Raw genomic sequence first — 21,457 nt, forward strand, 5'->3', positions numbered from 1 at the left:
TCATGGTGATGCTCTGATCGTTTTCCTTTGATGACGACTCTCCTCTTCTTATATCAGGACAATCGCAAATGTCTGTATTTTCATTTGTATGACAAAACCAAATAATCCCCTAATCGACTCGCACATGCAATACCCTGGTTTATTTATTTCGGCCTCGCTCACATTTTTACATTGGAAACCACAGCGTTATTAACACCTTAGAAAACAGTTTCAAGTGATTACCACTGTTGTCACTACCATTATTAAAAAGTTTATTAAATAACTACTTATAGGTATTTAATCGGCACTTAAGTATATTTACCTGGCATTGGATTTTAATTAAAAGATTACAATAGTTACAAAACTATAAATCATAATTACTTTATTCACTGAAGCGATTCAGTTTGCATACTTTATTAGAACAGCAATGTAGCCTCCCCACCATAAATATAAATCAGGTTTAATGAACCAATTGGGAATAGCAATGAACGAATATTTTATGTTTGCCCTGGCACTCTCTCCGTTACTACTGATGGTATTTTTAATATTGAAATTGAAAATGCCCATCCATTATTCAGTACTGATCTCTTTGGTATTCACCGCTGCACTATCGACAGTATTCTGGGAAATGCCCGTACAAAATCTGAAAGCCGCGATAGGCTATGGCGCGCTGAAGGGATTATGGCCGATTGTGATCGTGATCCTCGGCGCTATCTTCAGTTATAACGTCATGCAGGCGACCAAAGCGCTGGATATTCTGCGCGATATTCTCGCCAGTATAAGCGAAGATAAGCGTATTCAGGTGCTGCTGATTTCATGGTGCTTTGGTGGATTTCTTGAAGCCGCGGCGGGTTATGGTACAGCGGTCGCCATTCCGATCGGCATTCTTATCGCACTGGGTTTCAATCCACTGAAGGCGGCGATTGCCTCTCTGGTGGCAAATACCGTTCCCACTGCATTCGGCGCGGTCGGGATCCCGGTTTCTATTCTGGCAGAACAGGTTAACCTGCCGGTTTATACCTTAGGCGGAACCATTATTCTGCAGCTCGCGCTGTTTAATATCCTGCTGCCGTTTGTGATTGTCTGCATTATTGGCGGCGGCCTGAAAGCCATTCGCGGCGTATTTCTGATCACGTTGATTTGCGGTATTACCACGCTGGTTCCGCAGTATTTTGTCGCTATTCATCTCGGCGCTGAATTACCCGCCTTTGCCGGTAGCCTGGTCAGCCTGTTTGCCGTGGCGATGGTTAGTCGCCTGCGCAAAGGGAAAACCGATCCCGAGTGGCGAATTGAAGTCAGCCATACCCGCGAAACCACGCCGCGCTCGGCAAAAGTGTTGTTCCGAGTTGGCTCTATTTATCTGTTTATTTTTGTGTTTATCCTGATGTGTTCGCCGCTGTTCCCGACGATAAAAGGCGCAGCCTCACAACTGGCCTCGGTGCTACATTTCACGTTGGCTGACGGCAAAACGATGGCGTTGAAAGTTGAATGGGTGACCACGCCAGGGATGTTGATCATCTTTGCGACCATTATCGGTGGTTTTATTCAGGGAGCGTCCGCACGCGGGATGCTGGAAGTATTTATCAAAACGATTTTCCAGCTTAAAAACTCTATCGTCGCAATTATGGCGATCGTCGCGCTGGCCACGGTGATGGATCTCAGCGGGATTATCTCCACGCTGGCACAGTCAATTGTCGATCTGACCGGCAGCTCGTACGTCTTCCTCGCCCCGGTGATTGGCGCGCTGGGCACGTTCGTTACCGGCAGCGATACCAACTCGAACATTTTGTTCGGAAAACTGCAAACCATTGCCGCCAGCAAACTGCATATCGATCCCAACTGGCTGGCGGCGGCCAACACTTCTGGCGCAACGGGCGGGAAAATGATTTCGCCGCAAAGCATCGCCATCGCGGTATCCGCCACAAAAATGGACGGTCAGGCCAACCAGATCATGTCTGGCACCATGAAATACTGCTGCGCCTATATCGTGATCCTCGGCTTAAAGGTTGGCCTCTTTTATTACTGGTTTATGGCGTAAGCCATTGTCAACCCCGTCAAATTTGCGGCAACCGTATTTGACGACGCGGTGACCAAAAAGGTTTACACCTCCCCGGAAACGGAACGAGGCGACAGACTTTACGATTTGTCGGCGCTGACTAAAATAGCGCCGATGTTTCAAATCGAGGATTGTTGTTATGTTGTTCTGGAAAAAGATGGTGAAGAAGTTCGACGCCTTTTCCGCGTTGATTCCACCACGCTACTTCCGCGTGTAATACTGGGCACTTATGCCAGATGGCGCTTCGCTTATCAGGCCTACGTTTCGCACTCATTTGTAGGCCGGATAAGGCGCTAGCCGCATCCGGCAGCAGCGTAAAATGTTCACCCCTTTCTCTTACGCAGTCCGCACGTTCTTAACATCACAACCCAAATACGAAGCCATGCAAAACGGTAGACCAGCGGATGCTGAAACCTCAGCAATGTCAGAAACACAGAGCCCCCTTGCGGCTTCAGATCACCGTTGCCTGATAGCGAACCTGTGGGTCCATAATCTGGTGGCGCGCGTCTATCAGCCGCAGTTCATACGAATCATGCTCTTTCGTCAGCCGCATTACCGCGTCAACAACACTGGTGGTCCGCTCCAGTGCCTGCTTGTCCTCGTAACCATTGAGCAGTGAGGCCAGCATCACGCTGCAAATCAGATCCCCAACGCCGACCGGCATTTTGGCAAAGGTATACAGCGGCCGGGCAATGTGTAACGTCTGTTCCGGCGTCACCAGCAGCATTTCAAACGCCTGTTTGTCCCGCGAACAGTCGCCGAGATGCTTCACCAGCACCTTCTTTACGCCCCACGACACCAGCTGCCGCGCCGCTTCCACCACCTCGTCAAAACTACGCAGTTGTCTGCCCGTCAGCACGCCCAGCTCATAGAGATTCGGTCCCATCATGTCGGCCAGTTGAATGGCGTCATCGACAAAAAATGACTCCACGCCCTGCGCGACAATGCAGCCTTTTTGCGGGTCGCCCATTACCGGATCGCAAAAATAGAGCGCCTGCGGATTACGCTGACGAATGGTGGTGACCGCGTGCTTCACCTCTTCACAATGGCGTTTATCTCCAAGATACCCGGACAATACGGCATCGCATTGCGCCAGCTTTTGCAGGTCATCCAGCCCGCTGATGATCGCGCTCAGCTCGCCGTGCGGCATCGCCATGCCCTGCCACATCCCATATTGGGTGTGGTTGGAAAACTGTACGGTGTAAAACGGCCAGACATCGATCCCCGAGAGCTGCATCGGCAACACAGCGGCTTTATTTCCGGCATAGCCATAAACGACCGACGACTGAACAGACAACACGTTTTTCATTTTGACTCCGTCTAACGAAACGTTGGCAGCAGACCAAATACGTCCAGAACAACCGTCAGATAGACAACCGCTCCGCAGACAATCACCAGGTTAAGCACGGTGTTATTACAGGGCGCGGTATAGCTGGCGGTTGGGAAACGTTTCCGCGCGGCTTTCACCAGGAACGGCGGCAGGATCACGCTCCAGATGGTAAAGGCCAGACCGGCGTAACCAATCGCGTGCACAAAACCGTTCGGGAAGAAGAAGCACACGGCGGCTGGCGGGAAGTAGGTCACCAGCGCGGTTTTCAGGCGGCCCATGCCGTCGTCCGGGAAGTGAAACAGATCGGCGATGTAATCGAACAGGCCAAGCGTCGCCGCCAGCAGGGAACTGGCTACCGCGAAGTTGCCGAAAAAGGTGAGGATCAGATCCATATACCGGCTGGTGAACAGCCCGCTGATGGCCTCGACAAACACATCGATATTGCCGCCTTTGGCGATAATCGGCGGGAATGAGGAACGGCTGATGTTACCCATCGTCACGCCCAGCCAGAAAATATACAGCAGCAGAGCAAACAGCGTACCGATGATAATCGAACGCGTAATATTCGAGACTCCGCTTGTGCCATACAGTTTGACCAGGCTCGGCACGTTACCGTGAAAACCAAACGAGATAATACAGAACGGCAGCGTCATCAGGATGTACGGCAGATACTGCGAATTGGGCAACGCCACCGCCACGCTGTCGATGAGTTTTGCCACTTCGATATGGCCAATCAGCCCGGAGAACGTGGCAAAGAACGCCACAAACTTACCGATAATCAGCACGGTAGTGATGCGTCCGACCAGTAAGGAACTATACCAGGCAATCGCCCCTACCAGCATACTGACGATCACCACCGAGATATTCGCCGGAAAGCGCACGCCGCTGTATTTGAACACGGTTTGCGCCATCACCGCCGACGAACCGGAGATATAGGCATAGGTCAGAATATACAGCACAAAGCCGAAAGCGATACCAACCACGATATTCCACTTCCGGCCTAATAAATCCTGAGTAAAAGTATTAAAACTGGCACCGGCGCCATAATGCAGGTTAACTTCGACCAGCATCAGACCGGTTAATAACATCATGATGGCGATAAACAGAAGAATAACAGACGCACCGGGGAACCATACGCCGGCCATCGCAATCGGCAGGGAGAACATCCCGCCACCCACTACGGTCGCGATAACCAACATGGTTCCGCTAATCAGTCCGGGGGTACTACTCTGTCGCTCAATGGCATTAATATCCATGATAAATGTTCCTGTAGACTATTCGTTATAATTACAGCTGTCATTTGTACATCATGCGGATAATAAAAATGTCGGAGTCAGGGTTTACTTTTTTTAGTTATGTCACGGTAACGGGCACCGCAAAGGCTTCCTGTTCATGGAAAAGGAATACAAAAAAGCCCCATCACGTGATGGGGCCATAACTATTTTTAGATGTAATCAAAGCGTGCAGTAAAGAAACGCAATTGCTTCGGCTCGTAAATAAACTTCAGCCCGCGAATATCTTCTTTGTGCTGGTAAAGTTTAATAATGCCGTCAGCCACGACATCCATATGTGCGTAGGTATAAACACGACGTGGAATAGTCAGACGCACGGTTTCCAGTTTCGGTCTGTGGTGTTCACCGGTCACGTTATTACGGCCCGCAGAGATAATTCCGCGCTCCATGCTGCGCACGCCGGTTTCCACATAGATGCTGGCGGCCAGACTTTGCGCCGGGAACTCATCTTGCGTCAGATGCTCGCAGAAGCGACGCGCATCGAGGAATACCGCGTGACCGCCTACCGGTTCAACAATCGGTACGCCAGCGGCTTTCAGCTTATCGCCCAGGTAGCGAACCTGCTTCACGCGGTGCTCAATGTACTCATACTGCATGGCTTCGCGCAGGCCAATCGCCATCGCTTCCATATCACGTCCGGCCAGGCCGCCGTAAGATGGCATCCCTTCGTAGACAACGACTAACTCTTTGGCAGAAGAGAACATTTCGTCATCGTTCATGCACAGGAAGCCGCCGATGTTCACCAGACAGTCTTTTTTACCACTCATGGTACAACCGTCGGCGTAGCTGAACATCTCATGCACGATCTCGGCGATGCTCTTGTTCTCAAAGCCCTGCTCTTGCTCTTTGATAAAGTAGGCGTTTTCTACGCAGCGGGTAGCGTCGTAGAACACTTTAATGCCATGCGCTTCTGTCAGTTCACGCACCGCACGCATGTTAGCCATCGAGACCGGCTGCCCACCCGCGAGGTTAACCGTCACCGCCAGGCAGATATACGCAATATTCTCTGCGCCTTTTTCATCAATCAGCTTTTGTAATTTTTTAAGATCGATATCACCTTTAAACGCAATATTCAGACCGGCATCGTGCGCTTCGTCACGAACGATATCGACAAACACCGCACCATTTTTTTCCTGGTGATAACGGGTGGTAGTGAAATACATATTCCCGGCAACATATTGCCCAGGTTTAATAGCCAACTGCGATAACAGGTTTTCTGCGCCACGCCCCTGGTGAGTCGGAACAATATGTTTAAAGCCAAACAGTTCCTGCACTGTTCTTTCCAGATGATAGAAGTTTTCGCTGCCCGCGTACGCTTCATCACCCATCATCATTCCGGCCCACTGCTTGTCGCTCATTGCGTTAGTGCCACTGTCTGTCAGCAGGTCAATATAAATATCTTTCGAATTTAACAGGAAAGTATTGTAACCCGCTTCCTGCATTTTCTTGAGGCGCTCATCACGCGGGATCATAGATACAGTTTCAACGCTTTTAATACGGAAGGGTTCTGCCGGATAATTCATTTTGTTTCTCCAGTAACAGTGGTCATGTACGTATTAATGTGAAGTAAATCATACCTGGTTCATCAACAAATCCTGATGAAATATAACTATTCGCCTCCTGAGTCAGGGGGAGAAATAATGTGGAGGCACTATGCAAGATTTGATTGATTATGGAAATAGCCCGGTCAACATTAATCACTGGCAATAATTTAAAAAGCTGTAAATGTGGGTGATGCAAATCACACGTCATTTTTTTACCCGTTAATATTCAACAAGTTTTTTTTTGCGTTTCGATTTGTCATTCGTCGTAGTGTGTCTGCGGAGAGTGGAAATACTGAAAACATAACTTTCCAGGCTGGGCGCATAATGTATTGGTGAATGAGTACACCTCATTTTGTGAGAGTCGGATCACTTCACGGAGTGATATTTGTGATTCACATCACTAAAAGTGTAAAGCAAAGTGTACAAAACCGTGTTGTTTCAGAGTTTGCTATTTGCTTCAGTGAGTGAGATCGCATTTTTGGCCAGATGCAGAGGAGCATTATTTTCTGGAAATGGCAGGTATTTGGCGGATTGGATGAGAATGGATTTATACGGTGAATAATACCGGATTCATTGGGGTGAAGGCGTTTTCTATTTATTCCGAAAGCGTGCTATTCGCGCTTATTTCATCTTATTTACATCTGGACTTCCCCCTGGATACTGGCGTAATTTACAGGGGTTTTATTAGCGCGATGCGAAGGTGCGCCAACACCTCCGCATCGCTAATCACAGCAACTATTAATAGAGAATAGCAGCCATGACTGATACGCATTGTATTGCAGTTTCATTTGATCCAGAAGTCCACGCCGCAGATAACCGTCGCCTGAAGGTGGGTTATGCGAGCCGTTATCCTGATTACAGCCGTATTCCGGTGAAGTACGTTCGGTTTCCGTCCATTGTGATGAAGGGCCAGTGGCTGAAAGCCGCCGGATTCGACACCGGCACCGACGTTGATGTTCGCGTAATGCAAGGCTGCATCGTATTAACCGCCCGCACCGCCGACCCCGAAGAGTCAGAACTGATGAAATCCCTGCGCGCCGTGGAAAAGCTCTCCGCGCGTAAGCAAAAGCAGGTACTGGAGTTTATCGGGGTGATTGCGGGGAAAGCGTTGAAGGGGTGAGTGTGTGATTGTCATTGGGGCGCCTGCGGGCGCCTTTTTGAGCTTTTACAGGTAAGCGATAAAGTGACATCGATAGTGTATCGGCCTCACACCTGTTGATCAGGTGATAATTTGCGAGCATCATCGCAATTATTTACCTGATAATGAAATCAATGACTTCCAGTAAAACCCTGCAACAGGCAATTGCCGACATCACCATCTGGCGTAAAGGCGAGCAGCGCGCGCCGCACAAGCCCCTGCTGCTGCTTCATGTGCTGGCGGGTTATCAGCAGGGTCACGGTCGCCTGTTTGACTACGGTTCGGAGGTTCGCGACCCGTTGCATAGCCTGCTGGAGCGATTTGGACCACAGCGCGCGCAATACCGCCCGGATATGCCCTTCTGGCGCTTACAGGGAGATGGGTTCTGGGAGCTACAAAACGCCGAGCACTGTTCAACATCCGGTAGCAGCAAACAGCCCCCTGCCGGGGAACTGGTAACGCACAACGTTGCCGGAGGTTTTGATGAACAGCATTTTGCCCAGTTGAAAAAGAGCAAAAGCCTCATCAACGCCCTGGCCCAGCAAATCCTCGAGGCGCACTTCACCGAAAGCATTCAGGAAGAGATCGCGGATGAACTGGGATTTGATATCCTGCAAATCCGCAAACAGCGGGACCCATTGTTCCGCCAGCAGGTTCTGCGTGCCTATAACTATGAATGCGCTATTTGTGGCTTCAATATGCGCCACGACAGCACCTCTGTCGCCCTGGAAGCCGCCCATATCAAATGGAAACAGCACGGCGGCCCGTGCGAGATTTCAAACGGCCTGGCGCTGTGTGCAATTCACCATAAAGCCTTTGATAAAGGTTCGATTGGCCTGGATGAAAGTATGCGAGTTCAAGTGTCGCCCGCAGTAAATGGCAGCGGCATGGTGGGCAGACTGTTCTGGGATTTCGACGGGAAGGAGATTGCTCTACCGATGATGCGCGAAAATTATCCACAAGAAGGGTTTGTGGAGTGGCACAGGAAAGAGGTGTTTAGAGGGTGAGTGCGAAGGCCGGACTCGCCGTTCAATGGTAATCAACTGAATTTTAAGTGATTAACAACCAATGAGTTGCATATGTATACTCAGTTGTATACTCAACTACTTTCTTTTGAAAATCAGCGAATAACAAAGTATCTGAATCAACTCAAAGATGATGCAGCGATTATACTGGGTAGAATCATTTCAGCCAGGGATGTTTTAACTATCGGGAGGATGTCTGCAAGTTTCACATTGCTGCAGTGTGGTTGCAGCCTCGCAACAGCCCCATGTCCCGACGCATTCGCAGAATGTCTACAGCTCGCAAGTATGGAGATGGTTCCAACCAGCCAAACGCCCTGCGGTCGATACGAACCAGCTCGTACTTTTCCACCAAGAAGTTAACAGTATCAACGAGTGTAATACCGGCATCGATATGTTCCTGAATGACGCTTTCATCACCGAACGGTGTGTCGTTCAGCGCCAGCCCGTAGTGTTGTTCCAGTAAACGAGTTAGCAACGTTTGCCAGATAGTTACGGGCGATGGGCATAACTGAACAGCCCACTGGTTTATTGCAGGTAAAGTATTCATGAGTTGTTCTCGTAAAAGTGAGTTCTAAAGTTAATTAGCGTTGAGTAGGATAAATGGAGATATAGACGTGACCACAGGAACCCAGCGTATCAGCTTCGCAGGTCAACCCCTTTGCATAGAGGGTGACGCTATGCTGGTGTCGGGGATTCAGTTCGCCGCTAGTAAGCATGAGCTCCGTCTGCTTCAGCAGAACAGGAAATGCCTGGTCAAGATGGAGCAAATCCGCTTTATTGAACTGACCTGTTATGCTGGCGCGGTCAGACAGGTAATGTAGGCGGTTACCTTCCTGGACCAGACGTGCACCAAAACAAGGAATGACATTACGATTCAGCCCCCACCAGGGCTCAGCGGTATCATCATTCACTGTCAGTGTCTTACTCGACATCTGATGCTCCTTTAATAAGGTTAATTGAGAGTGACGCTGCGCAGAGAGACATACGGTCCGTTCCGGTCCTTGCGTCGCTCGGCAAAGACAGCCAGAACACCCTTGATATCCGGAACTTCACGACCGTAGTAATGGCAGACGCTCCCGGACCAGCAATATTTCCCGGTACAGAATTGAAACAATCGGGATTCAGGATGCAGACGATAAATTGCCATCGCCTGACGCTTACTGATGATTTTCATTAGCCCTTCCTCTTCTTATAGCCATCCATGCTCAGCAAACGACAACGCTTCACCATCACCAATGATGAAATGATCCAGTAGCCGGACATCGACCAGACCCAGCGCCTCTCTAATCCTGGACGTAATAGCTCTGTCAGCTTTACTGGCATCGGTAATGCCAGAGGGGTGGTTATGAGAGATGATTACCGCAGCTGCATTATGACGTAGTGCAGATTTCACAATTTCGCGAGGATGAATTTCGGTATGGTTAATCGTGCCGAGGAAGAGCGTTTCATGCTCCAGCAGACGATGTTGATTATCGAGATAGATAACAACAAAGACTTCGCGCTCCTGCTTTGCCAAATAGAGCTGTAACCATTTTTTCGCGAAACTAGCGGCTAGGAACGACTCACTTGGCTGCCGCTGATATTTCTCCAGTAATCGCAGGGCACAACGGATGGTACGTTGTTCATTCATCGGGAAGACCGAAGGTAAAATCAGTTCGGACATGGTGGCTCCTTAAAAGAAAAAGCCCCGTAACAACCAGCTACAGGGCTATAAACAAACACGGAGATATCGTTCATGAGACGAGTTGCAGCATATTTTCTGCCATCACCCACAGAGCTCGATTCAGCTTCACATCACCATCAATACCTTTAATTGCACGTGTATGTGTGCGTCCTCCTTTTGCATTGTGACCGTTCAAACCACCTTTGATTAGGTTCTCCTGAATACGCTGATAAGTTGTCCAGAGATCTCCGGACTCATCCTGCCAGCGACGAGGGGCCAATAGCTGTGATTCCGTCACAGGTTGATGCTCCTCGCCAAAGCGATATGTCAGAGCAGCTTTCGCCAGTGCCTGTTGTGCTGGTGGCGGAAGCATTAGTGACTGCATGGCGTCGCGTTTTTCCTCCACCCTGTCAAACACCCCAAGCACCTCGTAAGCCCCTTCGATAACCTTTTCCACCACGTTGCCCTTATGGGGCACTCGCACCTCTCCAAAGCTCTCGCCGCAAATCAGTCCGTTCTGACAGACCGAGCGGAACAGTCCCGGCAGCATCTGGTATGAACTAGAACCGTCATGGCTGTTAAGCAGGATAATTTCCGGCACCTGTTTACCGGTAATCTGCCCTTCGCGGCGCAGACGCAGCATATGTTTGGTGTGTTCCCGCTTGTCGGGGTTACGCACACGGGTCTGGCAGGCAAAGAACGGCTGAAAACCTTCGCGCTGCAGGTTATCCAGCAGAGTGATGGTCGGGATGCAGGTATAGCGCTCGCTGCGCGATTCATGCTTTTCCTCACTGAACACGCTGGGAACATAGTGAGCAAGTTCATCACGGGTTAAGGGGCGGTCACGGCGAACAAGGTTCACCGCACCAAAGCGGGATGCTAATCGCATAATTCACTCCTTTGTGTGTTTATCGGTATAAAAAGAAAAGGCCACGCTCCCGAAAGAACATGGCCTTTAACATTAAAAATGGCGTGGCGGATAAGACGTTATTGCCCCATGTATTCAACCCTGGCACCGGTGGCCTTACCATCAGCACCAACGGTCACCACCACCTTATCGTAGGTACGATACCCGGCATTGTAGACCTCATAAACCACAGTATTTCCCTCCACTTTGTAGCTGCCAAAATCAGCGGCCTCAGCCGTGTCACGGTCATACTCTTTCGTGTACGCCTCTTTGGCCGCTTTCATGACTGAGCCTTTGTTAATCTCCGGCGCTCGACTCCCGGCACTGGCATCAAGGGCAGATACGTATTTCGGGCAGACCGTCATCATGTCCCCACGGGTGAATGTCAGTTGCGCACCAAAGACCTGAAGGGTCGATGTTTCCTGACCTGCAATCGAAGCAATTGCCTTTCTGGCGGCTGCAGGTGCCTGCCCACCTTCAACCTCAACAGCCTTAAATCCTGTTTGCTGGTTGCACAACTGAGATGTGGGTACCAGATTGCCGTTTACACTGATGCGACTCCCCATCAGTTCCTGCGGGCCATTGGGGCAGCCCTGCAACTGACCAAAGATGCCAATGGTGTTGTTTTTCAGCATCACCAGTGCCTGACCATTATCGGTCAGCGTCTGGCACCAGCCGTTTTTCACAGCCCAGTTACCCGCCTGAGCAGAAACCGAAATGGCTGACAAAACAAGTGCAATCACGGTCTGAATTTTCATATGTCACCTTATTAATGAATCAGAAGCGGCAACGGAGGACGCGGTACACAGAACCTGATGCATCTTTGTATCCGGACCATCACGTCAACGTCCCTGTTCGTCGTGCTCATGAACACTTTTGAGAAAGAAATATCCCTTTGCTTTGATAGGTAAAAGCGATCAATAGGGGGCTTATACATCGATACTTTAATAGATAAAAACGATCGATATTCTATTATCGATCGTTTTTACAGATCAATATACTGTTTTTTGAATGTGGTAATTGAGGGGTAAAGCGGCAGATTTCAGCCAAATACTCGGTCCCATAATGTCGTGGCAAGTTGCACTAATTTTTGTCGGAGACACCTTAACAGAGCAGTCCAGACAGAAGGCAGGTGGTCAGGATTAATCACCGAGTCAAAAGCCTTACCCGCTGCCTCACCAAACTGCTGCCGTACAGCGGCGTCAGTGTCCGGGGTCTGATGCTCTGGTTTCAGCTGGCAATACACGGCACTGCTGGCCTGTACGGGCAAGGCATGCACAATCAACTCCACCAGGGCGGGCAGGTTATAGCCGGTATGTGCAGAGACAGCCATGACCGGGAAAGAGGACGGCAACTGACCGGCAACCTGCGCACTGACTGCAGCCAGTGAAAGGCATTGCTCAGAAGAAGGTGATGCCTGCCAGGGCTCACCATCCCTGAGGGGTGGAATGCGGTCGGCCTGAGTCAGTACAAACAGGAAACGTGAAGGGTCGGCACCGGCTTCCATCAGTGCCCTGTATGCCGTGATATCCGTTGCCCGGGCACGGTCATCGGCACGCAGTACCCAGATAATCAAATCCAGCTCTACCAGCAACGCCTTATAGAGCGCCAGATATTCCTCGTCATATTCCGGTGTCTCGCCCACCCCAGGCAAATCCACCAGTGTCATGCTGCGCTCACCAACGGTGAGTAACAGACGCTGGGGTTCCCGGGTGCAGCCTAGCAAATCACTGGTCAGACAGACGGGTTGCTGAAAAAGCGCGTTGCATAATGAACTCTTGCCCGCACCACTTTTGCCCATGATGCCTATAACGGGTTCATAGTTAATCGCCTCCTTGAGGCGGGACAGAATACGTTCAGTAGCTTGCCGGGGTAAGAGATTGAGACAGGTACGCACCGCATCACAGGTATCCTGCGGATCGGGGATTTGAGGCATGATTTACTCCTGTGAAAAAACTATGCCGGGAAATTTTTCTCCCGGCGACTCACATGAGTAATGTAGGCGTTATATTTTTTGGAGTTATCGTTACCTATTTAGGATGGATTTTTGTAATCAAAAAGTTTGCTTTTATATCTTAGATACTCATCATGAATAAGTTTTTCAATAATTTTAATCTCTTTTTTATCAAGTGCCACTGCTAACTCAGATAATTCCTTGCTGGCTTTGGCAGAGATTGTCAAATCATTTTTTCCAGACCTTCTTTTTCGTTGCTTAAAGGAATCCCTCATATTTTTTAGAAGTGCATCTTTGTCATCCAGAAATTTTCTATAATTTCCCACATCCAATTTATTCGGGATGGCCCAGCAATCAATCGCGCCCATTACACCAATATATCGCTCATTAAGATCTGCTGGTTTGAACCATGACAGAACATTTATTTTTATATCCTTTTTCCTTGACAAATATGACCACGCCCACTCAATGGCTTCGTTATCATTTTTCTTTAACCATTTGGGGCTTTGAACCTGACTATTAAAAACAAGCCAGATACCACGAATATAATCGAATGTTTTCTTACTTTGTTCTGGACTGAGGGAACAAGAAAGTTCATTCATGAAGGTAATAATCACCCGGCTTCTTTCAGCTGAACTAGTTGGATTACTAGGGAGTCTGAAAAAAGAGTATAAGTTTTCCTCTTTTCGATCCCATTCCGGAATTAACCCCGCAGTGTTTTCAGGTAAACAAAGCTCCCGCGCAGAGGCTTTTCGTATATACGCCCAAAACCAAAAAATAGCACGTGAATTAACCGCCCCCTTCAACCACTTTAAATCGACGTCTTGTAGACATGAAGAATCTCCACCATGAAGACTTTTACTTTTAACATTGCGTTTTTCCCCAGCCTGTATATTTTGCATCAAACGCTTAATAGCTTCATCAGCCCCAGTGGCGTTTTTGCTGCTTTCAGATATCGGATTGCCTGAGGCCGTTTCTCCTGTCCTGTCTTCAATATCACAATCCTCGGCTGCCTGCGCAGACTCGTCTTCTGGCAAAGAATCGACACTAAATTTGCTCTCAGGACTGGTAAAGCGGTTCCCTCCCTCATAAGGAGATTCTTCTGGCCTTGCTAATTCTTCAGCGCCCAGTTTACCAATCCTTTTTAGATAATAATTCTCATTATCACCATCACTCACCGTTACCTCCTGTAGTAAAATCCACCATAAATAGTACTTACAATGAATCGATTATGAAGTAAACAAGTTTTCATTTTGAATGAAAATAGCTCGAAAATTGTAAGTTTTTTGTAAGAGTAAAATCGACGCTAACCTCTAAAAAAGGGACTTTCAGCGGTTTGCCAGGTAAAAATGATCATTCATAAAACTTGTACAGCATACAGAAATTTGTGGCAGGGATTCAGTATGTTTTACATTGTCACATGCTCCGCGAACGTAGCTCACGGCAGTTCTGTTCTTATTATCAGACGTTACAGAGCCGGACACGTTATGTACTGATAGCACTACTAGCTGGTGAAAACCAGCTGATGTAATTTTCTACTTATCAGCTAATGGTATGAGAAGGATGCCCGTTCCTCCATCGATGGCAACAGGCCCTCTCCCGACATCACTCTAAATTGCGGGAGCATTTCCATGACAAACAAAACTCATCCGATATCATCCAGCACCCAGACAACCACATCTTTACTGAATGATCAGCTCGTTGATATGACGTTCATCACCGCCTATACAAACATGACAGACAAATGGTTCTACCGATTAATTTCAGAGAATGCGTTCCCTGCACCAATTAAACTGGGTCGCAGTTCACGCTGGCTAAAAAGCGAAGTGGAAAAATGGATGCTGGATAGAATACAAGCATCTCGAGGTTAGAACCTTTAGTGTTGGTGTTTTACACAGGAAGGTTACGTAATTTAATATAGGTTTTTTAATATAATTATACTCACTCTCATTTGTTCTTATATTCACCGCTTACTGTCAATGTCTCTTTTAAACACCCTCGCAAATACTATTGGAACAACCAGTCTCGTCTTTAAAGCAATAATTAATTTAAGTATCGGCTCAGCATTACCTTAAAGAAAAGTCTTGCATGAAACATCATTAAATTAGTGCTTGCACTGGCCTCTCTCATCATCAGCAGTGGAATAATTATGCTCAAAAATTCAGATAGAAATTTTAATGAAGACTGGTTCCTGGCTTCAGTTCTTAATGCACACATCGATGAAATGATAAACAGATACTCATGCCTTTTGGCATTACGTATGGATTTTTTCTACCAAAAGGAAAGTGCCAGGTATTCACACTTAAATCACCAAACACTTGAACATGACTTGCGTGAACTAATGGAGAAAATGACAAAAGAGAAAGGTGTGGTGGGCTATTTCTGGGTTGTCGAATGGACTGAACGACATAGATACCATGCACATGTCGTATTCTGGCTGGACAGACAAAAAACACAGCACTCTTATCCCTTTGCCCTTACAGCAAATACACTTTGGGAGGAAATAACGCACCGGGACGGCGTATCGCACCGATGTGAATATCGGCCGCAGTATTCTGGAAATATCAATATACCTGTTCGGTATAACGATCCGGAAAGCATTAACAATATCCGTCATGTTCTGAGCTATCTGGCTAAGGAAGAACAAAAAGAAGGTTTGTGTGCATACGGCTGTAATGACGTTCCTCCACGCTCAGCGGCAGGGCGTCCACGTAAGCCAGGCCCCTGATGCTACGGCTACGCAACTGGCTCTGCATCCTGTACAAACCCCGTTATTACGGCGACAAATAATGTCCTCGCAGTCGTGACTGAACCTGCCCCTGGAAGCCTGACGTTCCGACCTTTACTGAATCAACTATTCCACAACTCCATTTATTCCCGGCAGCTCACCTGTCGGGTATTTCTCATACCTGTCAAACAAGGGAAATCAAAAATGAAACAGCCAGAGAACACAATCGCGGTAAAAGTGGCGGAATACCGTTTACACATCACCCGGCTAAGGATCTGCCGGGATAGCCTGGCTGGATGTTGCAGTGATGCCGAGCGGCGTGGCTGGCGTTTGAGAGCTCTTGAGCAGTTAAGTAAAGCCTCACTGCTCTACTGCCGACGGGCAAGTTCTGCCGATACCTGCAAGTTTCAACAGGCCTGTGAAGGTCTTCAGCAACACATCAGCAGAGTTTTACCAGAAGGCCAGTGGTGCGGTGATTTGCCTGCATCCCCTGTCCAGGCAAAATTTTGAGGTATCTGTATGAAACAACAATCGACTAAATGCGCGGTCGATGAATGGGGGAATCTGGTCAATGCAGAAGATTTTCGCTACCCCTCATTCTGGAAACTGTACTGCTTCCACTGCAAGAGTCCGGTAGTGCTGGTCCTTGCCCCGAACGGGCAGGTATCGCATTTTTTGCATGATGAAACCTTTATGGCATCAGCCGATTTCATGGCATGCCCGAACGTGGAATGTTCCTAACCGAAGTAACCCGCGTCAAAAGCAGAAAACGACTTATCTGGCTTGCCTTACTCCTTTTAAAAAGCCAACCCTAACTTACATTTTTGAAAGAGAAACCGATGAATAATTACGCTGAAAATGGAGCGTCGAGGACAAACTCTGGTGGTAACGATGTCATGCTTATCCGTGGTGTGTTGAAGCAGACGACTGATCATTATCCACGGCTGGCTGCGCTGGGTTTTACAGTTCAGGAGAGTAGTTCCGGTTTCTGTGACAAAGTACGACATGATAGTGCCCAATTATTGCGTTTTCATGCTGAAACGTATTGCATTATAAGCGACTACTCAAAGAAGCGTATCGAAGCGGGTAAACCGTCTCAACCTACGCTTCTTCGCTGGTTGTGGGAGGCTGGAAGTATTTCAACATGTCGGATGATGATGCTATTCAATCGGGCTGTTTGCAGTCATCCCCGACATGACTCTTCAGCAATGGATGGAATTCAGGAAGTCATGTCGTTGCTGGTGGCTGCATGGCGTGAAGTAGAACCGGGCGGGGATTTAACGGAAATAAAAGCACATCGGGCAGAGAGAACGATGCCAGCAGCTTTCGATAAACGTTATGCAGAGTTACGAGATGCAGCATTGCAAATGACCTCACCTGTTGCTTTTGCCAAGAGTTGTTCGACAGTGTAATTATTACATCCCATTTTTTCTGAGTTCGAAGTTCTACCCCTTATGTATCGAGCTTTTTCTTATTTGACTTTAAAGATCACTTGTTGAGTGATTCAGATCCCGTTTAACGTCTGCTTTGTGCTGTGAGTTCAACTGATGGACGCAACACACTTATTGAACCGTTCTGCGGGTGATTCATAGTCTAGCGTTTTTCTCGGCCTTTCGTTGAGCTGACTGGCAACACTGTTGAGTCTTTGTTGGCTATGAACCGATAAGTCAGTTCCTTTTGGAAAATATTGTCTGAGCAATCTGTTCGTATTTTCATTTGAGCCACGTTGCCAGGGAGATTGAGGATCTCAAAAATAAATCTGAATGTCTGTCGCTATAGTAAATCGTGTGCGGCTGGTCATTTCAGCGCCACGATCCCAAGTTAATGTTTTATAAAGCTCAGCAGGTAATTCCCGGGCTTATCTGATGAGTGCAGATATAACCGTTATGGTCTTGTTGTCTCTGATTTTCGCCAGCATAACAAAACGGGAATGAAGTTCTACGAGGGTGATGATATAGGCGTTTTTCGAGCCCTGAATCAAGTCACCTTCCCAGTGACCTGGAATGGCTCTGTCAGCCGCCTCTGGTGGCCTTTCGCTGATAGGTATCGTATTCGGGATTGACCCTAATCCTTTCCCTTTAAGCGATGACGTTCTGGATCTACGCACTGCTCTTCCGCTTCTGAGGCATTGCTGCAGCTCTTTTTTTAATGCTCCCCCGGGTTTGTATAAAAAGCGTTTTATAAATCGTTTCGTGTGACACATGCATTTCCTGATTATCCAGATAACAGCGTTTCAGCCAACCGGCGATCTGTTCCGGCGACCAGTCCTGATGCATCTTCTCTGCAATGATTTTACACAATGCGGGGCTTTCAATTAGCTTGCAAGGTTTTGGTCTCAGTGCATTTTCCCACGCAGTAACATCGGCTTTTGATGCACGGTATTGTTTTGCACCACCGTGCCTCCTGACCTCGCGGCTAATCGTTGAGGGCGCTCTTGATAATTTGGCGGCAATGTCCCTGATACTGAGTTTTGCTACCAGTCCTCGGGATATCTCCTCTCTTTCATCAAGCGAAAGCGCTAATCGGTGCCGTTTTCGCACGGGAGGACGGTAGCCACCTGTCTGGTGGATAGTGGGCATAATGGAAGAATGATATCTGTCGAACATTCTGTCGATATCATGTAGAGAATCACCTTGCTTATATCTGTCCCAGATAATTGCCTTTTGCTCTGGCGTGTAGTTAATCCGAGTTCTTCGTTTCATGGCAACGTCCCCCCTTGATTAAGGATAGCGTTGCATCGACTCATTGAACTCACAGCCAAGAGCGGATACTAGCGATTGTACTTTGCATTAATATCACAGCGAGGCAGTTTTTTGCTCCCTTTTTGCGAGTATTCGGTAAAACGCCTATTATGCATGAACCATGTAATCTGACGCCCGGTCGCACTGTGCTGATCCGGACGGGCGAAATTCATTCATCAAAAGGAACTAAAATGACTGACCGGGTGATATTGCAGCGTGAGTTTTCTGAGCTTATGAACGGGCTGCACGGAAGCATCTTAAAATATGCTACTGACCGAGCCGAACACCATCAGTGTGAGGTTTATCTGTGCGTGAACAAAATCACACTGCGATCAAATACTAGAACGCATCTTTGAAAAAAATTATTAATAAACTTAAGTTAAATCAGGTTATCTCCGTTAACGGACGGAAATTGAGTTTATAATCACCCCTGACCCTGAATAAAATTTATCTGCCGGAAGCGGTGTATTTATTGATGTTCCCAAGCCCTGAACTGCTGAAATCTGTTGAATATCAGGCGAGCCTTAACCCCGTTCATGAAATTATTGTGTTTACCGAATCAGACGGGCATACGGAGGCTACGGATAACTAGATGTCGGAACATGAGGTGCGCATGCTGGGAGTCGAAAAAACAATCTAATACAAACAGCCAGCAGGAGGTTTTTACGTCTGTTTTCGAGCATATCTTTCGGCGGGTCGTTGACAATCCGAGTCGCAGTGTAGGCTACCAACGACCAACCAAACAATAAAATTCCACCTATCCCTCCCGAGAACTAACACTCCCTTTCCTCCGCTAGGCGGGCCACGTTCACTGGTCTGGCCCGTTTCCAGCAGAATATTGTCACAATACCCGCTAACGACAGTGGAACAATGCCGTCTTCGAACTTGAAGAAAATCCTCGTAATTACTAAACTGCCACAGTTAATGATAAAATTTTTCCTGAGTTATCTCAACAATTTCTCCGGTGTCGTGGTCTAGCTGTACAATCTTCCCATTTAGAAATGTGTATATGTTCAAACCTTTGAATGTATCTTTGACTTCATCAAATTTTGGATATATAAATCCAAGTACACATTTATCACTCCCTTCAATTTGCTCATATCCAGTAACAGGGATGTAAGTAGTATTAAATACAAATATGCCGATTATTTTATTTTGTTGGATAATCCATTCGTTATAAGTTTGACGTTCGGTCAAAGAACTTCTAAGATCCTCTATCCTTATATCTTTTTTATCAGTATGTCGGACGTAATTATCATCCGTATGACTTCCACAATCTTTAGACGATACTGCTACTAACCCACCCTCATCAAACCCGACGATGACACCAATAGCCCCGATAGCGTTGGTTTCATCCGGGCAAAAAGAGAAAACATCTCCTGGTATAATTAATGAACATGAGATTCCGCCATGTACGTCACCATTAATTATTTTATTTAAATCATCAGGGTAATTAAGGTTAGTTTCACGTCCCATACCTTTTGGACACCCCGAGAAATGTACCACTAATCCAGATACTTCATTAAGAAAGTCATAAATTTCTTTGGTTGTTGGTTTGTTCATGCTCATACCCATAATGATTATACTTTTTGTTAAGCTTCTACAAAATTCATAATGAATAAATCAGATAGACCGCTTCGACCAAAATCAATTATTTCATATAGTACTTATTTTTGATTTCTTCTGCTGATTTTTCTAGGCTCGGATAAATTGTACTGGCGTGAATATTAAGTATACTCAGTTGATCCATAATGTGTTTTTTGTTGGTTACAGATATCCTCTTCACGGAAACCTCACTGTCCCCAGACTCCTGTAATGCAGCATCCATTCCAAAAAGTAAAAATGCTCCCGACTGGGACGCAATACGCGTATTCGAAATTTTACCGCGTACAAATAATATCCTTCCCAAATCTAATGGGTTTATTTTATCTTTAAAGTAAGGTTTCTCATCTTTAATACAATGAAGAAGATGACCACAGACTCCTACCTCATTAAATTTGTCTATAACGTCCCTACGATAGGTATCGGTTTTTTCCCGGCCAATATAGTAATTGTTAGCTTTATCCTTCGAAATATCAATAGCCTTGGTCAACTCATTCTTCTGCTCTTTACTCAGATTTGATAAGTTTGTGATGCAACTGACCGTGTCAGAATCAAAAAATTTAACCTGTGATTTATTAGTTTTTAGAATGATGACCTCACCGTCTATTTCCTTACCCTCTTTATCTTTCTTTATTGAAGAGCATGCAAAATACAAGGCGATTAGGGGGTTGTAAGTCAAATCTAGCAGTCTGGTAGGAAGCCCAAAATGTTGCATCCTCACTAACTTATCCAACATGTATTTATCTGATGAAAACTCGCCGGGCTGGACGGTTAGCATTTCACTGTTTAAATTTCTTTCGTTAAAATAATGCGTGTATTCGCCTGTCTTCTTATCCTTCCTCAAAATAGAAGGCTCGAGCCGGTATTCGTGGTCTGAATGTCCACGATAAAATGTTTCTTCTTCATCACTGGATTCCATTTCCAGAATTAACTTAATATAATCTTGGAGATTGTCTATACTTTCTTTATTCTTTCTATGACTCCCAATCGCACCTAATTGGGTGTTTGTAATCACTAGGGCTAAAGGGATATCTATTGGTAGCACAAGAGATTCATTTACCTTCTCTAAAACTTCACGAAGGTTTTTATTTTTAATGGACCAATGAGTTCTGGTAAGTCCGAAGTTATTAATATCGACATCTAAAGCCTCACTAAGCTTACTTTCACTACTCACATATCTTTCGCCGTAATCCTGAAGTAATGTAAACTCGTAATGCACCATTTTATTAGAAAGACTCAATCGATGGATTTTTCCGATTTTGATATCAATGTAATCAAAATATTCTTCAGATTCTTCTATTTGTCTACTGCGAAGTTCGCTGATAAATAATACATATGTTCCCTCCAATATTTTCAGAGAGTCGTCTGTAACAGGAACTATTTTCTGCGAAATATCTGAAGGTGTGGATTCAAGAAAACGAGATAGCGGGAAATTTGAACTTCCCCGGTCGCCCTCAACCATTTTCCAGTCTGTGTTAAGACTTTCCATTATCATATT

Annotated in this window: 21 protein-coding genes and 1 pseudogene; 8 read left to right on the plus strand and 14 right to left on the minus strand. The window is 46.8% G+C overall.

Annotated elements, in window-relative coordinates; genetic code table 11:
- The first annotated feature begins 463 nt into the window (after positions 1 to 463).
- Entirely contained in the window at positions 464 to 2,017 is a 1,554-nt protein-coding gene (locus OGV98_RS20850; protein WP_032937662.1) for an L-lactate permease, read from the plus strand.
- 469 nt (positions 2,018 to 2,486) lie between these two features.
- Here OGV98_RS20850 and pdxY read toward each other — a convergent pair whose 3' ends face one another.
- The 3 genes from pdxY to OGV98_RS20865 all read right to left on the minus strand — a co-directional run bounded on the left by pdxY (position 2,487) and on the right by OGV98_RS20865 (position 6,180).
- On the minus strand, positions 2,487 to 3,344 hold the full coding sequence (gene pdxY / locus OGV98_RS20855; RefSeq protein ID WP_003837157.1) for a pyridoxal kinase PdxY: 858 nt from the start codon (positions 3,342 to 3,344) through the stop codon (positions 2,487 to 2,489).
- Positions 3,345 to 3,355: 11 nt separating this feature from the next.
- The gene (locus OGV98_RS20860) at positions 3,356 to 4,621 is read right to left on the minus strand and encodes an aromatic amino acid transporter (protein WP_003837156.1); all 1,266 of its coding nucleotides are present in this window, start codon (positions 4,619 to 4,621) and stop codon (positions 3,356 to 3,358) included.
- A gap of 188 nt (positions 4,622 to 4,809) precedes the next feature.
- The gene (locus tag OGV98_RS20865) at positions 4,810 to 6,180 is read right to left on the minus strand and encodes a tyrosine phenol-lyase (RefSeq protein ID WP_003837154.1); all 1,371 of its coding nucleotides are present in this window, start codon (positions 6,178 to 6,180) and stop codon (positions 4,810 to 4,812) included.
- A gap of 778 nt (positions 6,181 to 6,958) precedes the next feature.
- Here OGV98_RS20865 and symE point away from each other — a divergent pair.
- Together symE and OGV98_RS20875 are read left to right on the plus strand one after the other, a co-directional pair.
- The gene (gene symE / locus OGV98_RS20870; RefSeq protein WP_048219798.1) at positions 6,959 to 7,321 is read left to right on the plus strand and encodes an endoribonuclease SymE; all 363 of its coding nucleotides are present in this window, start codon (positions 6,959 to 6,961) and stop codon (positions 7,319 to 7,321) included.
- Between the two features lie 152 nt (positions 7,322 to 7,473).
- On the plus strand, positions 7,474 to 8,346 hold the full coding sequence (locus OGV98_RS20875; protein WP_081366016.1) for a phosphorothioated DNA-binding restriction endonuclease: 873 nt from the start codon (positions 7,474 to 7,476) through the stop codon (positions 8,344 to 8,346).
- Positions 8,347 to 8,569: 223 nt separating this feature from the next.
- Here OGV98_RS20875 and OGV98_RS20880 read toward each other — a convergent pair whose 3' ends face one another.
- From OGV98_RS20880 to OGV98_RS20915, 8 genes are all read right to left on the minus strand, one after another.
- On the minus strand, positions 8,570 to 8,911 hold the full coding sequence (locus OGV98_RS20880; RefSeq protein ID WP_224232207.1) for a TA system toxin CbtA family protein: 342 nt from the start codon (positions 8,909 to 8,911) through the stop codon (positions 8,570 to 8,572).
- A gap of 34 nt (positions 8,912 to 8,945) precedes the next feature.
- Complete coding sequence (locus tag OGV98_RS20885; protein WP_286552038.1) at positions 8,946 to 9,296, minus strand: type IV toxin-antitoxin system YeeU family antitoxin; 351 nt, start codon at positions 9,294 to 9,296, stop codon at positions 8,946 to 8,948.
- A gap of 20 nt (positions 9,297 to 9,316) precedes the next feature.
- Positions 9,317 to 9,538 (minus strand): DUF987 domain-containing protein, encoded by a 222-nt coding sequence (locus OGV98_RS20890; protein ID WP_004129348.1) that lies wholly within the window; start codon positions 9,536 to 9,538, stop codon positions 9,317 to 9,319.
- Positions 9,539 to 9,553: 15 nt separating this feature from the next.
- On the minus strand, positions 9,554 to 10,027 hold the full coding sequence (gene radC / locus OGV98_RS20895; RefSeq protein WP_286552041.1) for a RadC family protein: 474 nt from the start codon (positions 10,025 to 10,027) through the stop codon (positions 9,554 to 9,556).
- 70 nt (positions 10,028 to 10,097) lie between these two features.
- Entirely contained in the window at positions 10,098 to 10,919 is an 822-nt protein-coding gene (locus OGV98_RS20900) for a DUF932 domain-containing protein (protein ID WP_224232208.1), read from the minus strand.
- Between the two features lie 95 nt (positions 10,920 to 11,014).
- Complete coding sequence (locus OGV98_RS20905) at positions 11,015 to 11,692, minus strand: hypothetical protein (protein ID WP_117101813.1); 678 nt, start codon at positions 11,690 to 11,692, stop codon at positions 11,015 to 11,017.
- A 284-nt stretch (positions 11,693 to 11,976) separates the two neighbouring features.
- Positions 11,977 to 12,870: a GTPase family protein gene (locus OGV98_RS20910; RefSeq protein WP_286552047.1), complete on the minus strand. Its 894-nt coding sequence runs from the start codon at positions 12,868 to 12,870 to the stop codon at positions 11,977 to 11,979.
- 98 nt (positions 12,871 to 12,968) lie between these two features.
- Positions 12,969 to 14,066: a hypothetical protein gene (locus OGV98_RS20915; protein ID WP_286552048.1), complete on the minus strand. Its 1,098-nt coding sequence runs from the start codon at positions 14,064 to 14,066 to the stop codon at positions 12,969 to 12,971.
- A 453-nt stretch (positions 14,067 to 14,519) separates the two neighbouring features.
- Here OGV98_RS20915 and OGV98_RS20920 point away from each other — a divergent pair, with 453 nt between their 5' ends.
- The 5 genes from OGV98_RS20920 (at position 14,520) to OGV98_RS20940 (ending at position 17,028) form a co-directional block, all read left to right on the plus strand.
- Positions 14,520 to 14,759, plus strand: a complete 240-nt coding sequence (locus OGV98_RS20920) for a helix-turn-helix transcriptional regulator (protein ID WP_004129359.1) — start codon at positions 14,520 to 14,522, stop codon at positions 14,757 to 14,759.
- Positions 14,760 to 15,037: 278 nt separating this feature from the next.
- Entirely contained in the window at positions 15,038 to 15,616 is a 579-nt protein-coding gene (locus OGV98_RS20925) for a rolling circle replication-associated protein (protein ID WP_023326606.1), read from the plus strand.
- Between the two features lie 204 nt (positions 15,617 to 15,820).
- A complete protein-coding gene (locus OGV98_RS20930) occupies positions 15,821 to 16,126 on the plus strand; it encodes a hypothetical protein (RefSeq protein ID WP_286552052.1) in 306 nt (101 codons plus the stop codon).
- Between the two features lie 9 nt (positions 16,127 to 16,135).
- Positions 16,136 to 16,357: a hypothetical protein gene (locus OGV98_RS20935; RefSeq protein ID WP_286552055.1), complete on the plus strand. Its 222-nt coding sequence runs from the start codon at positions 16,136 to 16,138 to the stop codon at positions 16,355 to 16,357.
- 98 nt (positions 16,358 to 16,455) lie between these two features.
- A complete protein-coding gene (locus OGV98_RS20940; protein WP_286552059.1) occupies positions 16,456 to 17,028 on the plus strand; it encodes a UCP030791 family putative phage-derived protein in 573 nt (190 codons plus the stop codon).
- 128 nt (positions 17,029 to 17,156) lie between these two features.
- On the opposite strand, the pseudogene OGV98_RS20945 reads toward OGV98_RS20940, so the two are convergent.
- From OGV98_RS20945 to OGV98_RS20955, 3 genes and pseudogenes are all read right to left on the minus strand, one after another.
- Positions 17,157 to 18,318 (minus strand): annotated as a pseudogene (locus tag OGV98_RS20945) (IS30 family transposase).
- Positions 18,319 to 19,278: 960 nt separating this feature from the next.
- Positions 19,279 to 19,920 (minus strand): hypothetical protein, encoded by a 642-nt coding sequence (locus OGV98_RS20950; RefSeq protein WP_286552062.1) that lies wholly within the window; start codon positions 19,918 to 19,920, stop codon positions 19,279 to 19,281.
- Positions 19,921 to 20,008: 88 nt separating this feature from the next.
- A complete protein-coding gene (locus OGV98_RS20955; protein WP_286552124.1) occupies positions 20,009 to 21,454 on the minus strand; it encodes an FRG domain-containing protein in 1,446 nt (481 codons plus the stop codon).
- Positions 21,455 to 21,457: the final 3 nt, after the last annotated feature.

It is taken from the genome of Citrobacter sp. Cf136 (genome assembly GCF_030333815.1).
Classification (GTDB): Bacteria; Pseudomonadota; Gammaproteobacteria; order Enterobacterales; family Enterobacteriaceae; genus Citrobacter; species Citrobacter freundii.

What these genes read in the sequence shown, in the direction of transcription:
- OGV98_RS20920 (WP_004129359.1), top strand. Translation starts at nt 14,520, where the DNA reads ATGACAAACAAAACTCATCCGATATCATCCAGCACCCAGACAACCACA.
- OGV98_RS20850 (WP_032937662.1), top strand. Translation starts at nt 464, where the DNA reads ATGAACGAATATTTTATGTTTGCCCTGGCACTCTCTCCGTTACTACTG.
- OGV98_RS20865 (WP_003837154.1), bottom strand. Translation starts at nt 6,180, where the DNA reads ATGAATTATCCGGCAGAACCCTTCCGTATTAAAAGCGTTGAAACTGTA.
- OGV98_RS20880 (WP_224232207.1), bottom strand. Translation starts at nt 8,911, where the DNA reads ATGAATACTTTACCTGCAATAAACCAGTGGGCTGTTCAGTTATGCCCA.
- symE (WP_048219798.1), top strand. Translation starts at nt 6,959, where the DNA reads ATGACTGATACGCATTGTATTGCAGTTTCATTTGATCCAGAAGTCCAC.
- OGV98_RS20905 (WP_117101813.1), bottom strand. Translation starts at nt 11,692, where the DNA reads ATGAAAATTCAGACCGTGATTGCACTTGTTTTGTCAGCCATTTCGGTT.
- OGV98_RS20955 (WP_286552124.1), bottom strand. Translation starts at nt 21,454, where the DNA reads ATGATAATGGAAAGTCTTAACACAGACTGGAAAATGGTTGAGGGCGAC.
- OGV98_RS20860 (WP_003837156.1), bottom strand. Translation starts at nt 4,621, where the DNA reads ATGGATATTAATGCCATTGAGCGACAGAGTAGTACCCCCGGACTGATT.
- OGV98_RS20925 (WP_023326606.1), top strand. Translation starts at nt 15,038, where the DNA reads ATGCTCAAAAATTCAGATAGAAATTTTAATGAAGACTGGTTCCTGGCT.
- radC (WP_286552041.1), bottom strand. Translation starts at nt 10,027, where the DNA reads ATGTCCGAACTGATTTTACCTTCGGTCTTCCCGATGAATGAACAACGT.
- OGV98_RS20875 (WP_081366016.1), top strand. Translation starts at nt 7,474, where the DNA reads ATGACTTCCAGTAAAACCCTGCAACAGGCAATTGCCGACATCACCATC.
- OGV98_RS20910 (WP_286552047.1), bottom strand. Translation starts at nt 12,870, where the DNA reads ATGCCTCAAATCCCCGATCCGCAGGATACCTGTGATGCGGTGCGTACC.
- OGV98_RS20885 (WP_286552038.1), bottom strand. Translation starts at nt 9,296, where the DNA reads ATGTCGAGTAAGACACTGACAGTGAATGATGATACCGCTGAGCCCTGG.
- OGV98_RS20930 (WP_286552052.1), top strand. Translation starts at nt 15,821, where the DNA reads ATGAAACAGCCAGAGAACACAATCGCGGTAAAAGTGGCGGAATACCGT.
- pdxY (WP_003837157.1), bottom strand. Translation starts at nt 3,344, where the DNA reads ATGAAAAACGTGTTGTCTGTTCAGTCGTCGGTCGTTTATGGCTATGCC.
- OGV98_RS20940 (WP_286552059.1), top strand. Translation starts at nt 16,456, where the DNA reads ATGAATAATTACGCTGAAAATGGAGCGTCGAGGACAAACTCTGGTGGT.
- OGV98_RS20935 (WP_286552055.1), top strand. Translation starts at nt 16,136, where the DNA reads ATGAAACAACAATCGACTAAATGCGCGGTCGATGAATGGGGGAATCTG.
- OGV98_RS20890 (WP_004129348.1), bottom strand. Translation starts at nt 9,538, where the DNA reads ATGAAAATCATCAGTAAGCGTCAGGCGATGGCAATTTATCGTCTGCAT.
- OGV98_RS20950 (WP_286552062.1), bottom strand. Translation starts at nt 19,920, where the DNA reads ATGAACAAACCAACAACCAAAGAAATTTATGACTTTCTTAATGAAGTA.